Annotated in this window: 3 protein-coding genes; all 3 read right to left on the reverse strand. The window is 47.3% G+C overall.

What is annotated here, in order from left to right; genetic code table 11:
* The coding region (hslU, locus tag PHU49_16785) for an ATP-dependent protease ATPase subunit HslU (GenBank protein ID MDD5245665.1) at window positions 1–923 on the reverse strand (923 nt) is incomplete at its 3' end.
* A complete protein-coding gene (gene hslV, locus PHU49_16790) occupies window positions 924–1,448 on the reverse strand; it encodes an ATP-dependent protease subunit HslV (GenBank protein ID MDD5245666.1) in 525 nt (174 codons plus the stop codon).
* 1 nt (window position 1,449) lies between these two features.
* A complete protein-coding gene (locus PHU49_16795; protein MDD5245667.1) occupies window positions 1,450–2,412 on the reverse strand; it encodes a tyrosine-type recombinase/integrase in 963 nt (320 codons plus the stop codon).
* Window positions 2,413–2,742 lie beyond the last annotated feature (330 nt).

Genomic DNA, 2,742 nt, shown 5'->3' on the forward strand with positions numbered 1-2,742 from the left:
CCTGCCGCTATGAAAAGGATATGGTCCGTTCTGACCATCCCGTATTTTGTCGTTACCGTCGTTCCTTCAACGATCGGCAATATGTCCCTTTGCACGCCCTCTCTCGATACATCAGGCCCCTGACCGTGATCCCGGCTCGCTATCTTGTCTATCTCGTCGAGAAATATGATCCCCGATTGTTCTACCTTTTCGACGGCGTCCTTGGTAACCCTGTCCATATCGATGAGTTTTTTTGATTCCTCCTGGACTAAGTGCTCGTATGCCTCGCCGACCTTCAACTTCCTTCTCTTCGTCTTTTTCGGAAGCATGTTCCCGAAGATGTCCCTTATCTGCATGTCCATCTCTTCCATCCCTGACGCCGAAAAGATCTCTATCATGGGAAGCGCCCTGTCAGGCACTTCAAGCTCAACAAGTCTATCCTTTAGTTGACCGGCCCTCAAACGGGTTCTCATCTTTTCTCTCGAAAGGTCGGCTGGCTCCTGTTCTTCCTGCGCGTTAGAAACCTTCCGTGCAGGTAACAGTATATCAAGTATCCTCTCCTCTGCTATCTCTGCCGCCTTCTCCATGACAAGCGCCTGTTCTTCTTTTCTCACCATGCTGATAGCAAGTTCTGTAAGGTCCCGTATCATTGATTCAACATCCCTTCCGACGTAACCGACCTCTGTGAATTTTGTCGCCTCTATCTTCAAAAAGGGCGCGCTTGCGAGCTTCGCAAGACGTCTCGCGATCTCCGTCTTTCCGACGCCTGTCGGACCGATCATGATGATATTCTTCGGCGCTATCTCATCGCGAAGCTCTTTTGGGACCATCTGTCTTCTCCACCGGTTCCTGAGCGCTATGGAAACGGCCTTCTTTGCCTTATTCTGGCCTATGATAAATCTGTCAAGCTCCTCCATGATCTGTCCGGGTGTCAATGTCTTCAATTAAAGCTCCTCGATGACTATTCTATCATTTGTGTAGATACATATTTCCGCCGCAATGGACATCGATTCTTTCACAATGTCGGGGGCAGCGAGGTCGGTGTATTTTATTAGCGCCTTTGCGGCAGCCTGTGCGTATGCCCCGCCAGAGCCGATTGCCGCCACACCGTCATCAGGTTCAACAACATCGCCCGTACCCGAAAGGATCAACGTGTGATCTCTGTCAGCCACTATCAGGAGCGCCTCAAGCCGCCGGAGCAGCCTGTCCGTTCTCCAGTCTTTTGCGAGTTCGACGGCTGCCCTTGTGAGGTTTCCGTTGTACTGTTCGAGCTTTTTTTCAAAGCGCTCAAAGAGGGTGAAGGCATCTGCCGTGGCGCCCGCAAATCCCGCAAGACACTTGTCCTGATAAATCCTTCTCACCTTCTTCGCCGTATGTTTTACTACCGTTGCCTGCATCGTCACCTGTCCGTCGCCGCCAATAGCAACCTTCCCTTTATGCCTGACACATAATACAGTTGTCGCTTCCATTTTACCTTCTTGGGTGGGATTTATCATATATCTCCATCAATTTGTCCATGGAGACATGGGTATACTTCTGCGTTGTTGAAAGCTTTGAGTGACCAAGAAGCTCCTGAATGCTTCTCAAGTCAGCCCCGCTGTCGAGCAGATGGGTGGCAAATGAATGACGTATGCCATGGAGAGAGAGATCCTTAAAAAGCTGCGCCTTTAGTTGGTGCTTCTTCATAATCTTCAACAAACCCCTGTACGACAACCTGCCGCCGCGTATATTTATAAAAAGTGCTTTACCGGGTACATCCTTGCCTATCTCCTTTTTACCTATCTCCTTTTTACCTACCTCCTGTTTACCTATGTCTTTTTTACCTATGTCCTTTTTACCTATGTCCTTTACGGTGTCCCTATACTCCTCCAGGGCGCTCTTCGCCTTTTCACCGAAGGGCACTATACGCTCTTTCCCGCCCTTACCTTTTATCTTTATCCACATCCCGTCGAGATGAACGTCATCTATATCCAGGCTGAGAACCTCCTGCGCCCTCGTACCTGTTGAATACATAAGCTCGAAGATCGCCCGGTTCCTGACATTCAACCACCCCTCTCTGGGAAGAAAATCGAGAAAGTGAAACATCTCATCAATCGTGTAAAACTTGGGAAGGTTTTTTTCGATCTTCGGATTCTTTATGACCAGCGCGGTATTCTCCTCGGTATAGCCCTTTCTCTTCATAAATTTGAAAAACACCTTGATGGCAGAAACCTTCCGCGAAAGAGAAGACTTTTTAAGATTTTTATAGATACTGACGATATAGGCCCTTATGGTATTGTGGTCTATCGCGTCGTATGAGCTCTTATCTATAAAGACTATGAAATCCTCAATATCACCCCTGTACGCACGTTTTGTATTATACGGGGCGCCCTTTTCCCTCTCCAGATATTTATAAAATTCCTTTGCGGCAGACTTTATGGCGTGCTTATCCATGAGATAATTATTTTATAATTTTTTCCCAAATAATCAAGTAAATTCAAATAATTCGTGACACCTTCCGATTGACCGGCGACAGTATTGCCTTGTCCGGACTTGCTAAAATCGACACAATTGTCGAACAGAACACGATCATTTCGACATTTTTTTCCTGTTACTCCCTATCATATCCACGATTGAAAAACCCTATTGAACAATAATAACGCCCGTTTACGGATAACCTCACGGCGTGGCACGGTCTTTGCTCTTCTAAAGGACATGGTAAAGGAACTGGTCAGGATGAATCAATGGGGCCGTGAAGTGTTCAGTACCTCGTTACTTACCATC

Source organism: Syntrophorhabdaceae bacterium (assembly GCA_028713955.1).
GTDB lineage: Bacteria > Desulfobacterota > Syntrophorhabdia > Syntrophorhabdales > Syntrophorhabdaceae > UBA5609.

Excerpts from the sequence above, each read along its gene's own strand:
- PHU49_16795 (MDD5245667.1), bottom strand. The coding sequence starts at position 2,412 with ATGGATAAGCACGCCATAAAGTCTGCCGCAAAGGAATTTTATAAATAT.
- hslV (MDD5245666.1), bottom strand. The coding sequence starts at position 1,448 with ATGGAAGCGACAACTGTATTATGTGTCAGGCATAAAGGGAAGGTTGCT.